This window comes from Pseudoduganella aquatica, assembly GCF_020865585.1.
In the GTDB taxonomy this organism is placed as follows: domain Bacteria; phylum Pseudomonadota; class Gammaproteobacteria; order Burkholderiales; family Burkholderiaceae_D; genus Rugamonas; species Rugamonas aquatica_A.
Window position 1 is genome coordinate 4,636,570 of record NZ_CP086370.1, and the last position, 18,575, is coordinate 4,655,144.

Below are 18,575 nucleotides of genomic sequence, written 5' to 3' on the forward strand. Positions count from 1 at the left end.
TCAAGAAGTCTCGCCCGCATCCTCTCCCGCTTGGCCTATAACGGCACGCTGACGCCGTAGCGCCGTCCAAGCTCCTGAAGCGCGCCGCGCGCGGCCAACTGGTTCAGCACGTGGTCAAACTGGGTGCGCAACTCGTCGAATGCCGCCAGTTTCGGGAAGGCCAGATAGGCAATTTCGGTGGTGATTAAAGGAGCCAGCACCGCAACCTTGCCCTGCATTCCAAGCGACGCCACCACCGGGTCGGTATCGCGGCGGTCGGTGGCGAACAGGTCCACACGACGGTGGAACAGCATGTTCAAACCATTTTCCACCGTGTTCGACACGCTCAGCAGCAAGCCAGGGCGCGCCTGGTCGAAGGCCGCGCCATAGGCCCAGCCGTTCAAGGCCACGATGCGTTTGCCAGCCAGGGCATTGTAGTCGCCGCCCCAGGCTATCATGCTGTCGGTGCGCGCATAAAACGCCAGCTGGTCCTCAAAAAAGGCGCGGCTGGAAAAGGCCATGGCCAGCATGCGCTCGGCCGACTTGTACGGGCCAATCAAGATGTCTGCCTGTCCCTGCTTGAGCATCTGCTGCGCCCGCGCCCACGGGTAGATTTCGAAGCGCAAGGTATAGCCCAGCTGGAGGGCGATGATACGCACCAGCTCCGCCCCCATGCCGCCCATACCGCCATCCGGCCCGGGCTCGTAGATGCGCTGAAAACGTGTGCCTACCACCCGCAGCTCGCGGCCCGGCGCCGCATCGCTGCCGGCAGCGCGCGCGCATGCGCCGCCCAGCAAGCTCGTACACGCCGCCAGCAGCAAGGCGCGCCTGGTACGGGAAGTCGATTTGGACGTTTCCATATGCGCCGGCGCAAGCCTAGGCAGCCTGCTTGCCCAGCTGCGGCAGCGACGCCATCAAATCCGAGAAGCGCTGCCCCTGTATCATCACGTGCTCGCGCAGCAGTTCGGCGGCTTTGTCGCCGTCGCCGCTGATGATGGCTTGCACCACGCCGTCATGCTCGGCATAGGAATTGGACAGGCGGTTGCGCACCCTGAGCTGCAAGCGCCGGTAGGGACGCAAACGCCGGTACAGGCTGCGCGCCTGCTCGATCAGGAACTGGTTGTGGCTGCCCGCGTAGATGGCTTCGTGGAAAGCCTCGTTCCGGTAGTAATAGTCGTCCGGCCCCTGCGAGTCCAGCGCTTCCTTGCACGCCTGGTGCGCCGCCTGCAGCGCCTGCTGCTCCTCCACCGTCATGCGCCGCGCGGCCAGCCGGCCGCAGGTCGCCTCCAGCTCGGACATCACCTCAAACATCTCCACCAGCTGCTGCGGCCCCAGTTCGGCCACAATGGCGCCGCGCCGCGGCCGTATCACCACCACGCCCATGGACGCCAGCTGTATCAGCGCTTCGCGTATCGGCGTGCGCGACACCTCGAAGCGCGCCGCCAGCTCGGTCTCGTCCAAATGCTGCCCCGGGGAGAGCGTGCCTACGGCGATCATTTCTTCCAGCGCTTCGCGCAATTCTGTGGATCGGTTCTTCATGGCAATGGAATTTCCTGTATGTAGGCCTTCATTATAGGAGCGATTTTTAACTTGACAATGCATGCAGTGCATATATTCTTGTATACACAAAAAGAGGAATTGCATATTTCAACCACCTTGGAGGATGACATGACTGGAATGACACGCAGGACCGCACTAAGCACCTTGGGCAAACTCGGCACTGTGGGCGCGCTGGCAGGCAGCCCCTTCCTGATGTCCAGCGCCTGGGCGCAAGCCACCACGCTGAAGATCTCGCACCAGTTCCCCGGCGGCACGCTGACCGAAGGCGACTTCCGAGACCGTCTCACGCGCATGTTTGCCGCCGAGGTGGAAAAGCGCAGCAAGGGCGCGCTCAAGTTCGCCATCTACCCCGGCTCCTCCCTGATGAAGACCAACGCCCAGTTCTCGGCCATGCGCAAAGGCGCGCTGGACCTGTCGCTGGTGCCGCTGTCGTATGCGGGCGGCGAGGTGCCGGAAGTGAATATCGGCCTGATGCCCGGCCTGGTCACCTCCTACGAACAGGGCTACAGCTGGAAGAACGCGGAAGTGGGCAAGGAGCTCGCCCGCATCCTGTACGACAAGGGCATTGTGGTGGTGAGCTGGATCTGGCAGGCCGGCGGCGTGGCCTCGCGCACCAAGCCGGTAGTGGAACCGGAGGACGCGAAAGGCATGAAGATACGCGGCGGCTCGCGCGAAATGGACCTGATACTGAAAGCCGCCGGCGCCGCCGTGGTGTCGCTGCCGTCCAATGAAATCTACGCCGCCATGCAGACCGGCGCCATGGACGCCGCCCTCACCTCTTCCACCTCGCTGATCTCCTTCCGCCTGGAAGAAGTGTCCAAAGCCTTGACCACGGGACGCGGCAACGCCTACTGGTTCATGTTCGAGCCACTGATGATGTCCCGCGCGGTGTTCGACAAGCTGCCGAAAGACCAGCAAGCCACCATCCTTGCCGTGGGCGCCGACATGGAAACCTTCGCCCTGAAAGCCGCGCAGGAAGACGACGCGCAAGTGGCCGCCGTGTACCAGAAATCCGGCGCCAAGGTGGTGGACCTGAACGCGGCCACCGTCAAGCGCTGGCAGGCCATCGCCCGCACCACCGCGTGGAAAGACTACGGCGAGAAAAACGAAAACTGCGCCAAACTGCTGAAACTCGCCGAGAAAACGCTATGAGCCACGGTTTTGAACTCAAAGCCGCGCCCGGCCCCGCAGTGCCGGACAACGCGGCCCTGGCCGGCGCCTCAGGCCTGCTCAACAAGCTGAATAAAGCGCTGCTCACGCTATCCATGTGCGCGCTGATACTGACGGCGCTCATCCTCACCTACTCGGTGGTGTCGCGCTACTTCTTCAACGCACCGACCGACTGGCAGGACGAAGCCTCGGTGTTCATGCTGGTGGGCGTCACCTTCTCCTGCGCAGCCTATGTGCAGTCCTATCGCGGCCATATCGGCATTGAAGCGCTGGCCGGGCTGCTGCCCGCGCGCGTGAACGCCGCCCGGCTGTTCTTCGTCGACCTGCTGTCCATGCTGTTCTGCGCCTTCTTCTCCTGGAAGTCCTGGACGCTGTGGCACGAAGCCTATGTGGACGGCCAGACCACCACCTCCACCTTCGCCCCGCCGCTCTGGATCCCCTACGGCATGATGGCCCTCGGCATGACGCTGCTCACGCTGCAGCTGCTGCTGCAAACGGCCGCGCGCCTGAGCGACAAACCCACGGAGACTGCACCATGAGCGAACTGACCCTGGGCGCCCTGTACGGCGCCGTCACCCTGGTGGTGATGTTCTCGGGCATGCCCATCGCCTTCGCGCTGGGCGTGGTGGCCACCGGCTTTATGTACTTCTTCATGCCGTCCTCCTCGCTGGACACGGTCACCCAGAACGTGTACGAGGAAATGGCCTCCATCACCCTGCTGTCCATCCCGCTGTTCATCATGAAGGGCGCGGCCATCGGCAAATCGCCTGCGGGGCGCGACCTGTACGGCGCCATCCACGCCTGGCTGCACAAGGTGCCGGGCGGCCTGGGCATCGCCAATGTGTTCGCCTGCGCGCTGTTCGCCGCCATGGCCGGCTCCTCGCCCGCCACCTGCTCGGCCATCGGTTCGGCCGGCATCCCCGAAATGCGCAAGCGCGGCTACTCGCCCGGCTTCGCCGCCGGCATTATCGCGGCGGGCGGCACGCTGGGCATTCTGCTGCCGCCCTCCATCACCATGATCCTGTACGCGGTGGCGGCCGAGCAGTCGCTGGGCCGATTGTTCCTGGCCGGCATAGGCCCCGGCGTCCTGCTGGTGGTGCTGTTCGCCGGCTACGCCGTGCACCGCGCCCGCAAGGAATACAAGCTCGCGCTGGACATCTACGAAAAAGGCGGCGAGAAAGCGGCCAGCCTGCATGACGAACACTTCACGCTGGCGCAAAAAGTGGAGATGCTGCCGCGCGTGCTTCCTTTCCTGGTGCTGCTCATCGGCGTGATGGTGGCGCTGTACGGCGGCTTCGCCACGCCGTCCGAGACGGCCGGCCTGGGCGCGCTGCTGGCCCTGGTGCTGATCGCCATCGTCTACCGCGTGTGGCGGCCGAAAGACCTCGCGCCCATCCTCACCTCCACCATCAAGGAATCGACGATGCTGCTGATGATCATCGGCATGTCGCTGTTCTATTCCTATGTGATGAGCTATCTGCACATCAGCCAGTCCGCCGCCAGCTGGGTGGTCGGCATGCACCTGTCCAAATGGCTGCTGCTCGCGGTGATCCTGCTGATGGTGATCGTGCTGGGCTTCTTCCTGCCGCCGGTATCGATTATCCTGATGACGGCCCCCATCATCCTGCCGCCGCTGAAAGCCGCCGGCTTCGACCTGATCTGGTTCGGCATCGTCATGACGGTGGTGATGGAAATGGGCCTGATCCACCCGCCGGTGGGGCTGAACATCTTCGTCATCAAGAATATTGCCCCGGACATTCCGCTCAAGGACGTGATCTGGGGAGTAGCGCCCTTTGTGGTGCTGATGTTCGTGGCGGTGATCCTGCTATGCCTGTTCCCCGCCATCGCAACGGGCCTGCCGGATATGATGATGGGAGCTAAATGATGAATGCGCCGGTGAACGCACCCTCGCGCGCCTGGGATACCTTGCAGCGCAACCGCGCGCAGCGCCTGGAGCGGGCCGCCGCCGCGCTGGGCGCTGAACTGGACGGCAAAAGCCTGCCCGCCGCCCGCATTGCGGACCTGTTCTACGCGGTGCTGGAATGCGGCGACCGGGTCTGCATCGAAGGGAACAACCAGAAGCAGGCCGATTTCCTGGCCCAGGCGCTGGCCAAGCTGGACCCGGCGCGCGTCAACGGCCTGCACATGCTGCAGTCCGTGCTGACGCTGCCGGAGCACCTGGACGTGTTCGAGCGCGGCGTGGCCTCCAAGCTGGACTTCTCCTTCTCCGGCCAGCAGGCGGGCCGCGTGGCCAAGCTGCTGTCGGCGGGGAAGCTCAACATCGGCGCCATCCACACCTATCTGGAACTGTTCAGCCGCTACTTCATCGACCTGCCGCCGCGCGTATGCATGGTGGCGGCCGAAGCGGCGGACCGCCACGGCAACCTGTACACCGGTCCCAACACGGAAGACACGCCGCCCATCGTCGAAGCCACCGCCTTCAAGAACGGCATCGTCATCGTGCAGGTGAACCGCATCATGGACACGCTGCCTCGCGTGGACATACCCGGCGACTGGGTGGATTTCGTGGTGCAGTCGCCGCGCCCCTACTACATCGAACCGCTGTTCACGCGCGACCCCGCGCTGATCTCCGAAATCCAGGTGCTGATGGCGATGATGGCCATCAAAGGCATCTACGCCGAGTACGGCGTGCAGCGGCTCAACCACGGCATCGGCTTCGACACCGCAGCGATCGAACTGCTGCTGCCCACCTACGCCGCCTCGCTCGGCCTGAAAGGCAAGATAGGCAAGCACTGGGCGCTCAACCCCCACCCAGCGCTGATACCCGCCATCGAAGCCGGCTTCGTCGAATCAGTGCACTCCTTCGGCTCGGAACTGGGCATGGAAGACTACATCCGCGCCCGGCCCGACGTGTTCGCGGTGGGAGCGGACGGCTCCATGCGCAGCAACCGCGCGCTGTGCCAGGCCGCCGGCCATTATGCTTGCGACATGTTCATCGGCTCCACGCTGCAGATCGACCTGCAAGGCAATTCTTCCACCGCCACGCTGGGCCGCATCGCAGGCTTCGGCGGCGCCCCCAACATGGGCGCCGACGCGCGCGGACGCCGCCACGCCAGCCCTGCATGGCTCAAGGCGGGCCAGCAGGCGCGCGCAGGCCGCAACATGATACCGCGCGGCCAGAAGCTGGTGGTGCAGATGGTGGAAACCTTCCGCGAACACATGCACCCGGCCTTCGTGGAAAAGCTGGACGCATGGGAGCTGGCCGAACAGGCCAGGATGGAACTGCCGCCCGTGATGATCTACGGCGACGACGTGACCCACATCCTGACCGAAGAAGGCATTGCCAACCTGCTGCTGTGCCGCAGCGACGAAGAACGGGAGCAAGCCATACGCGGCGTGGCGGGCTACACGCCGGTGGGCCTGGGCCGCGACCGGCGCATGGTGGAAAACCTGCGCGACCGGGGCGTGATACAGCGGCCCGAAGACATCGGCGTCGACAAGCGCCTCGCCACGCGCGACCTGCTCGCGGCGCGAAACATGAAAGACCTGGTGCGCGCATCCGGCGGCTTGTACGACCCGCCGCAGCGCTTCCGCAACTGGTAGGCCACAAGACTTAAGGCATAAGGCAAGAACATGGAAACTCTAACGTACCGCTTTGAAAACGGCAGCCGCAGCCTGCCGGCCGCGCCGCTGGTGGTGGGCGTGGTCGGCTCCGGCAACCTCGAGGTGCTGATCGAATCGGCCCCGCTGGCCGGCGGCTGCGAAATACAGATCACCACCGCCGCCGTCGGCTTCGGCGCCATCTGGGAAGCCGTCATGCGCGACTTCCACCAGCGCTGGCCGCTGGCGGACGCCCGCATCGCCATCAACGACGTGGGCGCCACGCCCGCCGTGGTCAGCCTGCGGCTGGACCAGGCCGTCGAAACCATGCTGGGGGCCACGCCATGAACAACAGCAGCTACCAGGAAGCCAGCGCCCGCGAACGCCTGCTCCAGCTGGTCGACGCGGGCAGCTTTGAAGAACTCATCGGCCCCGCCCAGCGCGTGGTCAGCCCCCACCTGGGCCAGCTCAACGCCCCCGTGGCCTTCGACGACGGCGTCGCCATCGGCCGCGCGCGGCTGGGCGGCATGCCCGTGTTCATCGCCGCGCAGGAAGGCGGTTTCATGGGCGGCGCGGTGGGCGAAGTCCACGGCGCCAAGCTCACCGGCCTGCTGCGGCGCGCGCTCGACGAACGCCCGCAAGCCGTGGTGCTGCTGATCGAATCGGGCGGCGTACGGCTGCACGAAGCCAACGCCGGCCTGATCGCCGTGGCCGAAGTCATGCGCGCCGTGCTGGAAGCGCGGGCGGACGGCATTCCCGTCATCGCCCTCGTGGGCGGCGCCAACGGCGCCTTCGGCGGCATGGGCATCGTGGCGCGCTGCACCAACGCCGTCATCATGTCCGAAGAAGCACGGCTCTCCATGTCCGGCCCCGAAGTGATCGAAACCGCCAACGGCGTGGAAGAATTCGACTCGCGCGACCGCGCCCTGGTGTGGCGCACGACCGGCGGCAAGCACCGCTACCTGATGGGCGACTGCCAGGCCATTGTGCCGGACGCCATCGGCGCCTTCCGCGCCGCCGCGATAGAAGCCATTGCCCAACAAAGCGCCCCCGAACTGACACTGCAAGCACTCGAACAGGAGCAAGCCATGCTCACCGAACGTATCGCCCGCTACGGCGCCCTGTCCGACCCGGCCGACATCTGGACCGAGATGGGCATGCCCGACGCCGCCAACATCGCCATGCTGGAAATCGCCCCCTTCAAAGCGGCAGCGGCAGGCCGCCGCGCGGGAGGCCAATAATGGACTGGCAAACCCTGGCAACAGACCTCTTCCCCCAAGGCCACGCCATCACCGAGCAAGACCAGTTCCTGTCCGGCAGCGCGCAAGTGGACGGCGCCACGGTCGCCGTCATCGGCACCACCGGCCACGCCCCCATCGGCATCGAAATCGCGCTGGCGCAAGCGCAGGCCGTGCTGGCCACGGTGCGCGAGCACCCCGGCCGGCCCATCGTCATGCTGGTCGACACCCAGGGCCAGCGCCTGCGCCACCGCGACGAAATGCTGGGCATCAATAGCTACATGGCCCACCTGGGCAAATGCGTGGACCTCGCGCGCCGGCGCGGCCACAAGATCGTCGCGCTGGTGTACGACCAGGCGCTGTCGGGCGGCTTCATCACCAGCGGCCTGATGGCCGACACCTGCCACGCCCTGCCCGCCGCCACCATCCGCGTGATGGGCCTGCCCGCCATGGCCCGCATCACCAAGGTGCCGGAAGAAGTGCTCACCGAGCTGGCGCGCAGCAACCCCGTATTCGCCCCCGGCCCGGAAAACTACCTGCGCATGGGCGGCATCGAATCGATCTGGGACGGCAGCCTGGCCGAGCAGCTGGCGCAAGCGCTGCGCGCCCCCGCCGGCGCCGACGTACGGGCCGAACTGGGGCGCCAGCGCGGCGGCCGCAAGCTCGCGCAGCCCATCATCCAAGCCATCCTTGGCGGCCATGATGTTCAAGCGGCATGACCTGATCTGGCTCACCCGCGCCGGCTGGCAAGCGGCGCTCGCCGCCCAGCCCGCGCAGGAAGCCGTGCTGCGCCACTGGCGGGACGAGGACTGGCCCGTCGTCGTGCGGCGGCGCGAGCCCGGCATCGGCAGCGCAGCGGCATCGGCGGCGAAAGCAGCCACGGACGTAGCCGAACCCGAAAGCGAAGCCGGGCAGGACGTCTTCGCCGGCATCGCCCTCCCGCCCGACTCCACCGGCGCCAAGCCGCGCATCGCCCTGAGCGTCGCGGCCGCGCACATCGAACGCAGCACCGCCCCGCTCACGCTCAAAGCCGCCCGGCCCGCGCTGCCGGCGCACTGGCGTCCCGGCTACACCGAACTGCAGCGCCTGTCGGCCGGGCTGGACCTGCGCGTCTACGGCTCCCTCGCCTGGCAAGCCCTGACCAGCCTGCGCTGCCTGACGGACAGCTCCGACATCGACATCCTGTTCCGCCCCCTCACCCGGCAACAATTGCAAGCCGGCCTGGCGCTGCTGTCCGGCGCCGCGCACGGCCTGCCGCTGGACGGCGAAATCATGTTCCCATCCGGACAAGCCGTCTCCTGGAAAGAATGGCTGAGCGCCAGCGCCGCCCAGGCGCGCGTGCTCGTCAAAACCACAGACAGCGTCCACCTCGCCGCCCCCGACGAGCTGCTCGCCACCCTGAGGCCCGCATGACCCCCTCCCTCCCTCGCCACCACACGGAATCCCACGCGGGGTCAGTTCTGTCATCCGGTCACGGCCTCGGCAGTACGCGCCGGCGTGTCGCCAGCCATCAGGCTGCTCGCCTGGCGCTGCGGGCGCTCTACGCCGAACTGGCCCTCTATCCCAAACCCGGCCTGGTGTCGCTGATCGACAACGGCAGCCATGACGATATGACGGCGCTGACCTTTATGCGCAGCCTGTTCTCGCTGCGGCATTATTTCGCCGCCATCTGCCTCGCTGGCATGGACGCTGCGCCGTTTGCGCGCCTGAAGCAGCTGGGCATGGCCGCCGAGCGCCGCATGATGGCGGCCACCGGCGGCGTGAACACGCATCGCGGCGCCATATTCGGCCTGGGCATGCTGTGCGCGGCGCTGGGGCGGCAGCTTGCGCGGCGCAATGCCGGGCTTGCGGCGAAAGTTGATCCCGCATCGCTGCGCGCCGCCCTGCTGGACGGCTGGGGCGCGGCGCTGGCGGCCCACACGCTGGCCGCGCCGGATGGCTCGCACGGCCAGCGCGCCGCGCAACTCCACTCGGCCAGCGGCGCGCGCGAGGAGGCGGCGCTGGGCTTGCCGTCGGTATTTCTGGTCGGCTTGCCGGCGTTGCAGGCTACGCTGGCGCGCGGCGGCGGCATGCACCACGCGCGCATCGACGCGCTGTTTGCGCTGATGGCGCATGTGAGCGATACGAATGTGCTGCATCGCGGCGGCGCGGCCGGGGCGAGCATGGTGCGGGATCGGGCGCGGGAATTCGTGGAGCTGGGCGGGACGCGGCAGCCGGATTGGCATGCGCGCGCGCTTGATACTCACCGGCTGTTTATGCGCCATAGGCTCTCGCCGGGGGGGGCGGCGGATTTGCTGGCGGCTTGCTGCCTGGTGCAGGCGTTTTCGGTGCACGCGTGGCCATGAGCGCGAGGCTGCTGATTTTGTGTCCGGGCCAGGGCGGGCAGCATGAGGGGATGTTTGATCTGGCCGAGGGGGATCCGGCTGCGGCGGCGCTGCTTGGCGGGTTACGCGCACGCGGGGCGTGCGCTAACCCGCCCTACGCGGAACACGCAGGCCAGGCGGATCATGCGGCGCGCGGAGGGCACGGGCTCTTTTCGAATCGCGTGGCGCAGCCGATGATAGTGGCGGCGGCGCTGGTGATGTGGGAGGCGCTGCGGTCCTGCGCGCCGCAGCCTGCGCTGGTCGCCGGATACAGCATAGGCGAGCTGGCGGCCTGGGGGGTGGCGGGGGCACTCACGCCATTTGAAGCGGTGCGGCTGGCGCAAACGCGCGCGGAGCTGATGGATCAGAGCCTGGCCACGCATCCCGGCCAGGCCTTGCTCGCCGTGACCGGCCCCCACCCATCGCGGACAGCAGCGCTGGTGGCGGCTTGCGGCTTCCATGCCGCCATCGTCACCGGCGAGGACAGCTGCATCATCGGCGGTTTGCAAAGCAGCGCCAGCGAAGCGACGGCGCTGCTGGCGGCCGCAGGCGCGCGCGTTACCGCGCTACCGGTGGAGATAGCCTCCCACACGCCCCTCATGGCCTGCGCCCAAGCCCCCTTCGCCGACGCCCTGCGGGCAGCCAGCCTGCATGACGCCCAGACGCCGGTCCTGTCGGGCATCAGCGCGGCCCGCCTGGAGCGCCGCGAGCAAGCCATCGAGCACTTGCCGCGCCAGCTCTGCGAAACCATCGTATGGGATGAATGCATGGACGCCTGCGCCGAAGCGGGCATCACCGTGGCGCTGGAGCTCGGCCCCGGCGCGGCGCTGTCGCGCATGATGCAGGCGCGCCACCCCGGCATCGCCTGCCGCTCGGTGGCCGATTTCCGCAGCCTGGACGGCGTGCGCGCCTGGCTGCGGCGCCACTGCGAATAGTCTAGCGGCGGTTGTTCTGCTGCGCCCACGCCACGATGCTGTTGGCGTCCATGGCGCCCGGCTGGCGCGCCACTTCCCGTCCGCCTTTGAACAGCGCCAGCGTGGGAATGCTGCGGATGGCGTAGCGCGCCGCCAGATCCTGCGCTTCCTCCGTATTGACTTTAACGACGCGGAAATCCGGCTCCAGCCGCTGCGCGGCCTGCTCATAGAACGGCGCCATCGACAAGCATGGGCCGCACCATGGCGCCCAGAAATCCACCAGCACCGGCAGTTCGCTGCGTTCTATCTGCTTCAGAAAGCGCGCGCTCGACAGGTCGACCGGCTTGCCGGTGAACAGGTCGCGCTGGCATTTGCCGCAGGTTGGGTCTTGCCCCAGGCGCGTGGCCGGGACGCGGTTGACCGCGTCGCAATGCGGGCAAACGATGTGGAGGGAATCAGTACGGGTTGCGTTGTTGTCGGTTGCTGTATTCATGGCTGCCATCCTTGTTGCGCATGGCGCCAATGTAGCAGAAATGCGGAAATCGTGAGCGCGGCTCAGCCCGTATCGGCGCGGCCTTCGCCTTTGACGATGCCGCGCACATTCATGGCAGCCTGGCAAGCAGGCGCCGGTGGAGGCCAGCTACCAACTGCTGGCTAGCTACTGCAAGTCAGATCGGATATCTCAGCCTTCCTTGCGGGCACCCGGCTGCTTGGAGCCGGCAGGCTGGCTGGTCTGGTGCACCTGGGCACCGGCTGCGCGGCTTTCGGCAGCTTGCGCCTCGGCCTGCTGACGCTGCTGCTCTTCACGGTCCCGGCCATTGCTGTGGCCGTCAGGCTGCAAATGATGGCCGTCGGCGAACTGGTCGAACGTGGCGGCCATGCGACGCATCGCATCCTGTTGGGTGCGCACGTTTTTCTCGGTTTCCTCGGTGGCCATGCGGGTCACTTCCTCGGCCAGTTCCTTGGCGGTACGGCTGGTTTCGCTCACGTGCTCCTCGGCCACCTTGGCCAGGGCCACGTGCGTGTTGGCCGCGATGCGCGACAGGTGCTGCTGGTAGGCGCGCAGCTTGTCGGCAGTGGGCTGGGCATGCGACAGCGTGACGTTGACGACCTCCGCCGGGCGGTTGGTGGTAAGCAGCTCTTGCCCCGTCAACGACATTTCTTCGGCGATGGTCTGCGCCAGCTGAATGTTCAGGTCGCTGTATTGCTGCACGGTGCGGAACAGCGATTTGGACATATCGTTGATGAGCGACACTTGCGCTTCCATGTGGTGTTTGGCGGCGGGAGTGACGGACTGGTTGAAAGAAAACATAAATCACCTCTTGAAATGAAAGTTATCTGATGGGTCGCGCTGCATTGCAACATGGCTGCGCGAATCAATCAGACTACGTGAGCCCCGCCGGCGCACCATGATCCAGATCAAACGTGCGCGCTTGACGAAATGTAGCGAGTTTGTAACTCAGCCGCCCAAGCAGATCCCGATATGGAATACTCGCGCCTTCCCATCGATCCTGTCCCGACCATGAAATCCTTGATCATCCCCGCGCTGCTGCTCTCGCTCAACGCCCACGCCCAGCAAGCCGCCGACAGCAAGCCCGCCGCGCCCGCCCCTGCCGCCGCGCCCGCGCAGCCTTTCGAGCGCGCCCTGAAGGCCGAGTCCGCCGTCAGCAAGTCCGCCACGGTCATGATCAAAGGCAAAGCCGTGCCCTACAAAGTCACCGCCGGCACCCAGCCCGTGTGGGACAAGGACGGCAAGGTGATCGCCTCGCTGTTCTACACCTACTACCAGCGCAGCGACGTGGCCGACAAGGCCAGGCGCCCGCTGGTGCTGTCCTTCAACGGCGGCCCGGGCTCGGCCTCGGTGTGGATGCACGTGGCCTACACCGGCCCGAAAATGCTCAACATCGACGACGAAGGCTACCCGGTCCAGCCCTACGGCGTGCGCGACAACCCGCACTCCATCCTGGACGTGGCCGACATCCTGTACGTGGACCCGGTCAACACCGGTTTCTCGCGCATCCTCGACAGCAAGGCCGACCGCGCCACCTTCTTCGGCGTGAACGCCGACATCTCCTACCTGGCCGAATGGCTGAACACCTTCGTCTCGCGCGAAGGCCGCTGGACCTCGCCCAAATACCTGATCGGCGAAAGCTACGGCACCGCGCGCGTGGCCGGCCTGTCGCTGGAGCTGCAGAACGCGCACTGGATGTACCTGAACGGCGTGATCCTGGTCTCGCCCACCGAGCTGGGACTGAAGCGCGACGGCATCGTCGGCGACGCGCTCAACCTGCCCTACTACGCCGCCACCGCCTGGTACCAGAAAGCGCTGCCGGCCGACCTGCAGGCCCGGGACTTGAAAGACGTGCTGCCCGAAGTGGAAGCCTTCACCGTGGACGAGCTGATCCCCGCGCTGGCCAAGGGCGGCTTTCTGGACAGCGCGAAGAAGGCCGGCATCGCCGCCAAGGTGGCGCGCTACTCCGGCATCGGCGAAAAGGCCGTGCTGCAGCACAACCTGGTGATCCCGACCAATTTCTTCTGGAAGGAACTGCTGCGCGACCAGGGCTACACCGTGGGCCGCCTGGACTCGCGCTACAAGGGCATCGACAAGTCCGACGCCGGCGCCAGCCCGGACTACAACGCCGAGCTGACCTCCTGGCTGCATTCCTTCACGCCCGCCATCAACCACTACCTGCGCGACGTGCTGCAGTACAAGACCGACATCAAGTACAACATGTTCGGCTCCGTGCATCCGTGGGACAACAAGAACGACACCACCGGCGAGAACCTGCGCAAGGCCATGGCCATGAATCCCTACATGAAAGTGATGGTGCAGTCCGGCTATTACGACGGCGCCACCACCTACTTCGACGCCAAGTACACCATGTGGCAGCTGGACCCGAGCGGCAAGATGAAGGACCGCCTGCGCTTCGAGGGCTACCGCAGCGGCCACATGATGTATCTGCGCTCGGAAGACCTGGTGCGCTCGACCGACGACATCCGTGACTTCATCAAACAAACCACACCGGCCGCGAATCAGCCTGCCCGCTACTAGCACCTTACTAATTTCGCATGCATTTCTGGTAAGATTGCCCGGTTGAATTTCTTCCACTGGGTAATCTCATGCATTTTGAAGTGCCAAAAGCCGGACTGAAAACCGTCAAGGAATTCCTGGGCGAATACTCGATGATCGTGGTCAGCATCCTGACCGCGCTGGCGCTCGAACACGCGGCGCAAAGCTGGCACCACCGCCACCGCGCGAGCGACGCCGAACAGCAGATCGAAGCCGAGCTGCGCATCAACCTGGAGGAGCTGCACCGCGTGACCGAGGCCAACAGCAAGCAGCTCGAGCACATCACCAAGCTGCGCAAAGCCCTGCGCGACGACATCAAGGCCAAGGTCGCCGACAAGGACGTGGGCGAACACCTGCTGACGGCCACCAACCGCAGCTTCGGCCTGAACCTGAAAACGCCCACGCTGCGGCGCGAAGCATGGGAAGTGGCGGTCGCCAGCCAGTCGGCCAGCTGGATGTCGCCCGCGCTGCTGCAGCGCTATTCCGCCCTGTACGCCCAGCAGCGCGACACGCTGGATTCGGCCAACACCAACACCCAGCTCACGCTGAGCGGCCCGGCCATGATGAACACGCTGTCGGACCTGGAGCTGGGCAAGGTCGATCCCGCCGCGCTGTACCACACGCTGCGCCAGATGGAGAGCACCATCGACGGCGTGCAAGGCAACCTGCTCGCGCTGGAAAAGCAGATGCGCGAGGCGCTGGCCAAGACCTGATCCGGAGGGGCCGCCTGTTATACTGCTGCCCTTTCCAGGCCAGGCCTGCACCAACAAGGATGAACATGAGCGCACTTCCACCCTGCCCGCAATGCGGCTCCGAACTGACGTACAACGACGGCACGCAATGCGTGTGCCCGGAATGCGCGCATGAATGGCAGCCGGGTGCGGCGGCCGACACCGAAGACGGCCCGCGCGTCTACAAGGACGCCGCCGGCAACCTCCTGCAGGACGGCGACACCGTCACCGTCATCAAGGACCTGAAACTCAAGGGCGGCGGCGGCACGGTCAAGATGGGCACCAAGGTCAAGAACATCCGCCTGGTCGACAGCGACCATGATATCGACTGCAAGATCGAAGGCTTCGGCAACATGAGCCTGAAAACCGAATTCGTCAAGAAAGTCTGAAAACGATTTATATGAATGCACGCCGCCTGACCACCTTCGCAACCCTCTGCTGCGTCTTGCCAGGTTTGGCGGCGGCAGCCTGTTCCCGCACCATCAACGTTCCCGTGGCGCCGCACGGCATGGCCATCGTGGTCAAGCACGGCAAGGCGGCGGGCGTCATGCCCGACATGCTCGACGAACTGGGCGACAAATACGGCTGCAAATTCACCTTCCCCGTGGTGCCGCGCGCGCGGCTGGAAATGCTGTTCCGCGCCAGCGACGCGGACGTTATTGTCCTCTCCACCCGCTCGCCCGAGCGCGACCTGTCCGGCACCTTTGTTCCGGTCTTCAAGTACCGCGCCGTGCTGGTCGGCGTCAAGCCGATAGACCCCTCGGTGCAGTCTGTGGATACCCTGCTCAAGAATACCGACCTGCGCATCGCCGTGGTGCGCGGCTTTGACTACGGCCCCGCGTACCGCAAGCTGCTCGAGCCGGCCCAGGCCGCGCGGGTACAATACGCCAACGACCTCAATGATCTGATGCGCCGCATGCAGGCCAACATCGCGGACGTGACCATCCTGCCGTACAGCAGCGCCTACAACACCATCGTCGAGGATCCGAGGCTGAGCGGGCTCGATGGCCAGTTGTCGATCAGCGCACTTGAGGACGTGCCCTGGCAGGACGCGGGATTCTACGTCTCCACGCGCACCTTGCTGCCAGCCGACCAGGCCGTCCTGATCGACATGCTGGGCAACGACGAAATCGGCAAGCGCTTCCTGAAGTCCCTGTCCAAGGTGATACCGCCGGCCGTGCTGAACCTGACCGCAAAACGGCACTAAGCTCGTGGAATTCATAAGTCCGGCTAATAAGGTTTTGCGGATTATGTAGTCTTATCGCACAGTCCCCGTGCCGCTACACTGGCGGCATGAAAACGTCCCCATCCCGCGCCGTCCTGCCCATCGTGCTCATCAGCTACCTGATGCTGGTGCTGGACGGCTCCATCGTCATCACCGCCCTGCCCCGTATCAAGGACGAGCTGCACTTCACGTCCGCCGGACTGTCCTGGGTGCAAAGCGCCTACACGCTGGCCTTCGGCGGCTTGCTGATGCTGGGCGCGCGCGCCGGCGACATCCTGGGCCGGCGCCGCATGTTCCTGGCCGGCCTGGGCCTGTTCACCGCCGCCTCGCTGGCCATCGGCCTGGCGCAGACGCCCGCCTGGCTGCTGCTCGCGCGCGCCGTGCAGGGTGCGGGCGCCGCCATCCTGGCGCCGTCCACGCTGGCCCTGCTCTCCACCAATTTCGCCGAAGGCGCGCCGCGCACCCGCGCGCTGGCCTACCACGGCTCGGTGGCCGGAATAGGCGCCAGCGCCGGACTGGTGCTGGGCGGTGTGATCGCAGACTGGGCCTCGTGGCGCGTGGGCTTCTTCATCAACCCGCCTTCCAGGCCGGCTTGGCCTTCCTGCCGCACAGGCGCGGCACGGATTGGCGGCGCCACCGTCACCTTCGAACCGGGCGCGCGCACAGCATGGCACCGGCACCCGCTGGGCCAGACGCTGATCGTCACCGCAGGCGCAGGCCAGGTGCAGCACTGGGGCGGCGCGGTGCAGGACATCAAACCCGGCGACATCGTCTGGATACCGCCCAACGTCAAACACTGGCACGGCGCCGCCCCCACCACCGCCATGAGCCACATCGCCATCGCCGAAGCGCTGGACGGCAAGGTGGTGGAATGGCTGGAAAAAGTCAGCGACGAGCAGTACTCGAAGCGGCCTTGATTGGAGACAGTTGATCGCTTGCGCGCACCAGCACGGCGGGCACGATGAGTTTGTGAACCGGCGCCACGAACAACATGTACACGCGGCCCAGCAGGTTGTGGATGTGGACCACGGTCGATACGGCAACCGCGCTGCACGGCTCGCTGAGCTTGCGCACCGAGACGCATACTTTCAGGTGCTTGTCCGCATCGCCAAGGATTACCTCGTCGTCGCTCAGGTAGAGTATGGAGAAAATGCCGACCCGGTCACCCAGCTTGTACTCGCTGTCATGTGCCGGCCCGCTTGGGCTGGTGGCCCAGTTTGGACAGCGCGGCCATCACCACGTCGCAATGATCGCCCTGTACCTCGATCAAGCCGTCCTTGACGGTGCCGCCGGAGCCGCAGGCGCCGCGCAGCTGCTTGCCCAGCGCGGCCAGCGCCTCGCCGTCCAGCGCCAGCCCTTTCACCACGGTGACGCACTTGCCGCCGCGCCCCTTGGTCTGGCGCGACACGCGCACCACGCCATCACCCACCGGAGCCAGCTTCGCGTTAACCTTGCAAGTGCAGGCGGCAACCGGCTGCCCGCAATCCGGGCACATGCGGCCGGTTTCGGTGGAGTACACCAACCCGCCTTTGGAACTGTTTTTCATCATCTCGGTATCAATCAGCCAGCATATGCGGCCATGATACCAGCAGGCTTGCCTCGTTACATTGCGGCGACGTCGAGAATGGCCTGGGCGAACGCCTGCGGCGCTTCCTGCGGGAGGTTGTGGCCGATGCCGCCGCTCAGGTTGCGGTGCTCGTATTTGCCGGTGAACTTCTGGCGGTAGCTGGCCGGTGGCGGAAATGGTGCGCCGTTGGCGTCGCCTTCCATCGTGATGGTGGGCACGGTGATGACGGGAGCCGCCGCCAGGCGCTTTTCCAGCGCGTCGTACTGTGCTTCGCCCGCTGCCGCACCCTGGCGCCAGCGGTAGTTGTGCAGCACGATGGCCACATGGTCAGGGTTGGCAAAGGACGCGGCGCTGCGGTCCAGCGTGGCCGCGTCGAATTTCCACTTGGGCGAGGCGGTCTCCCAGATGTACTTGGCGAAGTCGCGCGTGTTCTTGGCGTAGCCCGCAGCGCCACGGTCCGTGGCCAGGTAGTACTGGTACCACCAGTCATGCTCGGCCTTCGGCGGCAAAGGCACTGCGCGCGTGTCGATATTGGTCACCAGGTAGCCGCTCACCGACACCAGCCCCTTCACGCGCTCGGGCCACAGCGCCGCGATGATGCAGGCCGTGCGCGCGCCCCAGTCGAAGGCGCCGATCACGGCCTGTGGAATCTTGAGCGCGTCCATCAGCGCGATGATGTCGAGCGCCACCACCGACTGCTGGGCGTTGCGGAAGGTGGCATTGGACAGGAAGCGCGTGGTGCCGTGGCCGCGCAGGTGGGGAATAATGACGCGGTATCCGGCCGCAGCCAGGATGGGCGCCACTTCGGAGAAAGCGTGGATGTCATAAGGCCAGCCGTGCAGCAGGATCACCGGTTTGCCGTCCGCAGGTCCCACGTCCGCGTAGCCCACGTTCAGCAGGCCCGCATCGATCTGCTTCAGCGCACCGAACGGCGACGCCGGCTTCGCCTGCGCACGCGCCAGGCCCATGATGCCGAACTGGCTCGCTGCCAGGGCGACTGCTGCGGAACCGATCAAGCGGCGGCGCTGTTGGCTGATGTTCTCTTGCATTCCTATCTCCGAATTGAAATATGCACAGCAGTCAGAATAAGGCGGGCGTGTGTCGGCTGTGTGTACGACAACGCTGCTTTTTGTACATCATTGTGGCCGATGGCGACGGGGATACATAGTGATACAAAGGTATTAGATCAGCCGCTAT

22 protein-coding genes are annotated in these 18,575 nt (G+C 65.9%); 15 read left to right on the plus strand and 7 right to left on the minus strand.

From position 1 onward, the window contains the following. Positions 1 to 35 precede the first annotated feature (35 nt). A complete protein-coding gene (locus KT882_RS20660; RefSeq protein ID WP_161070677.1) occupies positions 36 to 839 on the minus strand; it encodes a substrate-binding periplasmic protein in 804 nt (267 codons plus the stop codon). Between the two features lie 16 nt (positions 840 to 855). Beyond that, positions 856 to 1,518 carry a GntR family transcriptional regulator gene (locus tag KT882_RS20665; RefSeq protein WP_161070676.1) on the minus strand — a complete coding sequence of 221 codons (663 nt, stop codon included), beginning with the start codon at positions 1,516 to 1,518 and terminating at the stop codon, positions 856 to 858. 129 nt (positions 1,519 to 1,647) lie between these two features. Between KT882_RS20665 and KT882_RS20670 the strand changes: the two genes are divergently transcribed. From KT882_RS20670 to KT882_RS20715, 10 genes are read left to right on the plus strand one after another with little or no spacing between them, the layout of a single operon-like run. Continuing rightward, positions 1,648 to 2,691 carry a TRAP transporter substrate-binding protein gene (locus tag KT882_RS20670; protein ID WP_161070675.1) on the plus strand — a complete coding sequence of 348 codons (1,044 nt, stop codon included), beginning with the start codon at positions 1,648 to 1,650 and terminating at the stop codon, positions 2,689 to 2,691. Next, complete coding sequence (locus tag KT882_RS20675; protein ID WP_161070674.1) at positions 2,688 to 3,248, plus strand: TRAP transporter small permease; 561 nt, start codon at positions 2,688 to 2,690, stop codon at positions 3,246 to 3,248. Before KT882_RS20670 ends, KT882_RS20675 begins: the two co-directional genes overlap by 4 nt. Further along, positions 3,245 to 4,594, plus strand: coding sequence for a TRAP transporter large permease (locus KT882_RS20680; protein WP_228893179.1), 1,350 nt, complete (start codon positions 3,245 to 3,247; stop codon positions 4,592 to 4,594). The genes KT882_RS20675 and KT882_RS20680 overlap by 4 nt, the downstream gene beginning before the upstream one ends. After that, positions 4,591 to 6,273, plus strand: coding sequence for a malonate decarboxylase subunit alpha (gene mdcA, locus KT882_RS20685; RefSeq protein WP_228893180.1), 1,683 nt, complete (start codon positions 4,591 to 4,593; stop codon positions 6,271 to 6,273). Before KT882_RS20680 ends, mdcA begins: the two co-directional genes overlap by 4 nt. Before the next feature lie 30 nt (positions 6,274 to 6,303). Continuing rightward, positions 6,304 to 6,618 carry a malonate decarboxylase acyl carrier protein gene (mdcC, locus tag KT882_RS20690; protein WP_228893181.1) on the plus strand — a complete coding sequence of 105 codons (315 nt, stop codon included), beginning with the start codon at positions 6,304 to 6,306 and terminating at the stop codon, positions 6,616 to 6,618. After that, positions 6,615 to 7,511, plus strand: coding sequence for a biotin-independent malonate decarboxylase subunit beta (locus KT882_RS20695; protein ID WP_228893182.1), 897 nt, complete (start codon positions 6,615 to 6,617; stop codon positions 7,509 to 7,511). The genes mdcC and KT882_RS20695 overlap by 4 nt, the downstream gene beginning before the upstream one ends. Continuing rightward, positions 7,511 to 8,227: a biotin-independent malonate decarboxylase subunit gamma gene (gene mdcE / locus KT882_RS20700; RefSeq protein WP_161070670.1), complete on the plus strand. Its 717-nt coding sequence runs from the start codon at positions 7,511 to 7,513 to the stop codon at positions 8,225 to 8,227. Before KT882_RS20695 ends, mdcE begins: the two co-directional genes overlap by 1 nt. Further along, positions 8,208 to 8,921, plus strand: a complete 714-nt coding sequence (gene mdcG / locus KT882_RS20705) for a malonate decarboxylase holo-[acyl-carrier-protein] synthase (protein ID WP_228893183.1) — start codon at positions 8,208 to 8,210, stop codon at positions 8,919 to 8,921. Before mdcE ends, mdcG begins: the two co-directional genes overlap by 20 nt. Then, positions 8,918 to 9,853, plus strand: a complete 936-nt coding sequence (gene mdcB, locus KT882_RS20710) for a triphosphoribosyl-dephospho-CoA synthase MdcB (protein WP_228893184.1) — start codon at positions 8,918 to 8,920, stop codon at positions 9,851 to 9,853. The genes mdcG and mdcB overlap by 4 nt, the downstream gene beginning before the upstream one ends. Beyond that, complete coding sequence (locus tag KT882_RS20715) at positions 9,850 to 10,806, plus strand: ACP S-malonyltransferase (RefSeq protein ID WP_228893185.1); 957 nt, start codon at positions 9,850 to 9,852, stop codon at positions 10,804 to 10,806. Before mdcB ends, KT882_RS20715 begins: the two co-directional genes overlap by 4 nt. A gap of 1 nt (position 10,807) precedes the next feature. Here the strand turns inward: KT882_RS20715 and trxC are convergent, their stop codons facing one another. Beyond that, the gene (gene trxC / locus KT882_RS20720; RefSeq protein WP_161070666.1) at positions 10,808 to 11,278 is read right to left on the minus strand and encodes a thioredoxin TrxC; all 471 of its coding nucleotides are present in this window, start codon (positions 11,276 to 11,278) and stop codon (positions 10,808 to 10,810) included. Between the two features lie 189 nt (positions 11,279 to 11,467). Next, a complete protein-coding gene (locus KT882_RS20725) occupies positions 11,468 to 12,097 on the minus strand; it encodes a phasin family protein (protein ID WP_161070665.1) in 630 nt (209 codons plus the stop codon). A gap of 210 nt (positions 12,098 to 12,307) precedes the next feature. Here KT882_RS20725 and KT882_RS20730 point away from each other — a divergent pair, with 210 nt between their 5' ends. The 5 genes from KT882_RS20730 to KT882_RS30930 all read left to right on the plus strand — a co-directional run bounded on the left by KT882_RS20730 (position 12,308) and on the right by KT882_RS30930 (position 16,728). Next, positions 12,308 to 13,837: a S10 family peptidase gene (locus tag KT882_RS20730; RefSeq protein WP_228893186.1), complete on the plus strand. Its 1,530-nt coding sequence runs from the start codon at positions 12,308 to 12,310 to the stop codon at positions 13,835 to 13,837. Positions 13,838 to 13,905: 68 nt separating this feature from the next. Continuing rightward, a complete protein-coding gene (locus tag KT882_RS20735) occupies positions 13,906 to 14,568 on the plus strand; it encodes a hypothetical protein (protein ID WP_228893187.1) in 663 nt (220 codons plus the stop codon). Between the two features lie 65 nt (positions 14,569 to 14,633). Beyond that, positions 14,634 to 14,975, plus strand: coding sequence for a zinc ribbon domain-containing protein YjdM (locus KT882_RS20740; protein ID WP_228893188.1), 342 nt, complete (start codon positions 14,634 to 14,636; stop codon positions 14,973 to 14,975). An 11-nt stretch (positions 14,976 to 14,986) separates the two neighbouring features. Then, positions 14,987 to 15,793 carry a substrate-binding periplasmic protein gene (locus KT882_RS20745; RefSeq protein ID WP_161070661.1) on the plus strand — a complete coding sequence of 269 codons (807 nt, stop codon included), beginning with the start codon at positions 14,987 to 14,989 and terminating at the stop codon, positions 15,791 to 15,793. Between the two features lie 86 nt (positions 15,794 to 15,879). Beyond that, a complete protein-coding gene (locus KT882_RS30930) occupies positions 15,880 to 16,728 on the plus strand; it encodes a (R)-mandelonitrile lyase (protein WP_407682017.1) in 849 nt (282 codons plus the stop codon). Here the strand turns inward: KT882_RS30930 and KT882_RS20760 are convergent. Genes KT882_RS20760 through KT882_RS20770 form a run of 3 tightly spaced genes read right to left on the minus strand, consistent with a single transcriptional unit; the run spans position 16,697 to position 18,427 of the window. Then, positions 16,697 to 16,981 carry a DUF2867 domain-containing protein gene (locus tag KT882_RS20760; protein ID WP_321170370.1) on the minus strand — a complete coding sequence of 95 codons (285 nt, stop codon included), beginning with the start codon at positions 16,979 to 16,981 and terminating at the stop codon, positions 16,697 to 16,699. The genes KT882_RS30930 and KT882_RS20760 overlap by 32 nt on opposite strands. 13 nt (positions 16,982 to 16,994) lie before the next feature. Further along, positions 16,995 to 17,357: a translation initiation factor Sui1 gene (locus KT882_RS20765; protein ID WP_228896730.1), complete on the minus strand. Its 363-nt coding sequence runs from the start codon at positions 17,355 to 17,357 to the stop codon at positions 16,995 to 16,997. A gap of 56 nt (positions 17,358 to 17,413) precedes the next feature. Next, the gene (locus KT882_RS20770; protein WP_228893189.1) at positions 17,414 to 18,427 is read right to left on the minus strand and encodes an alpha/beta fold hydrolase; all 1,014 of its coding nucleotides are present in this window, start codon (positions 18,425 to 18,427) and stop codon (positions 17,414 to 17,416) included. Between the last annotated feature and the right edge of the window lie 148 nt (positions 18,428 to 18,575).

What these genes read in the sequence shown, in the direction of transcription:
- KT882_RS20660 (WP_161070677.1), bottom strand. Translation starts at nt 839, where the DNA reads ATGGAAACGTCCAAATCGACTTCCCGTACCAGGCGCGCCTTGCTGCTG.
- KT882_RS20665 (WP_161070676.1), bottom strand. Translation starts at nt 1,518, where the DNA reads ATGAAGAACCGATCCACAGAATTGCGCGAAGCGCTGGAAGAAATGATC.
- KT882_RS20670 (WP_161070675.1), top strand. Translation starts at nt 1,648, where the DNA reads ATGACTGGAATGACACGCAGGACCGCACTAAGCACCTTGGGCAAACTC.
- KT882_RS20675 (WP_161070674.1), top strand. Translation starts at nt 2,688, where the DNA reads ATGAGCCACGGTTTTGAACTCAAAGCCGCGCCCGGCCCCGCAGTGCCG.
- KT882_RS20680 (WP_228893179.1), top strand. Translation starts at nt 3,245, where the DNA reads ATGAGCGAACTGACCCTGGGCGCCCTGTACGGCGCCGTCACCCTGGTG.
- mdcA (WP_228893180.1), top strand. Translation starts at nt 4,591, where the DNA reads ATGATGAATGCGCCGGTGAACGCACCCTCGCGCGCCTGGGATACCTTG.
- mdcC (WP_228893181.1), top strand. Translation starts at nt 6,304, where the DNA reads ATGGAAACTCTAACGTACCGCTTTGAAAACGGCAGCCGCAGCCTGCCG.
- KT882_RS20695 (WP_228893182.1), top strand. Translation starts at nt 6,615, where the DNA reads ATGAACAACAGCAGCTACCAGGAAGCCAGCGCCCGCGAACGCCTGCTC.
- mdcE (WP_161070670.1), top strand. Translation starts at nt 7,511, where the DNA reads ATGGACTGGCAAACCCTGGCAACAGACCTCTTCCCCCAAGGCCACGCC.
- mdcG (WP_228893183.1), top strand. Translation starts at nt 8,208, where the DNA reads ATGATGTTCAAGCGGCATGACCTGATCTGGCTCACCCGCGCCGGCTGG.
- mdcB (WP_228893184.1), top strand. Translation starts at nt 8,918, where the DNA reads ATGACCCCCTCCCTCCCTCGCCACCACACGGAATCCCACGCGGGGTCA.
- KT882_RS20715 (WP_228893185.1), top strand. Translation starts at nt 9,850, where the DNA reads ATGAGCGCGAGGCTGCTGATTTTGTGTCCGGGCCAGGGCGGGCAGCAT.
- trxC (WP_161070666.1), bottom strand. Translation starts at nt 11,278, where the DNA reads ATGAATACAGCAACCGACAACAACGCAACCCGTACTGATTCCCTCCAC.
- KT882_RS20725 (WP_161070665.1), bottom strand. Translation starts at nt 12,097, where the DNA reads ATGTTTTCTTTCAACCAGTCCGTCACTCCCGCCGCCAAACACCACATG.
- KT882_RS20730 (WP_228893186.1), top strand. Translation starts at nt 12,308, where the DNA reads ATGAAATCCTTGATCATCCCCGCGCTGCTGCTCTCGCTCAACGCCCAC.
- KT882_RS20735 (WP_228893187.1), top strand. Translation starts at nt 13,906, where the DNA reads ATGCATTTTGAAGTGCCAAAAGCCGGACTGAAAACCGTCAAGGAATTC.
- KT882_RS20740 (WP_228893188.1), top strand. Translation starts at nt 14,634, where the DNA reads ATGAGCGCACTTCCACCCTGCCCGCAATGCGGCTCCGAACTGACGTAC.
- KT882_RS20745 (WP_161070661.1), top strand. Translation starts at nt 14,987, where the DNA reads ATGAATGCACGCCGCCTGACCACCTTCGCAACCCTCTGCTGCGTCTTG.
- KT882_RS30930 (WP_407682017.1), top strand. Translation starts at nt 15,880, where the DNA reads ATGAAAACGTCCCCATCCCGCGCCGTCCTGCCCATCGTGCTCATCAGC.
- KT882_RS20765 (WP_228896730.1), bottom strand. Translation starts at nt 17,357, where the DNA reads ATGAAAAACAGTTCCAAAGGCGGGTTGGTGTACTCCACCGAAACCGGC.
- KT882_RS20770 (WP_228893189.1), bottom strand. Translation starts at nt 18,427, where the DNA reads ATGCAAGAGAACATCAGCCAACAGCGCCGCCGCTTGATCGGTTCCGCA.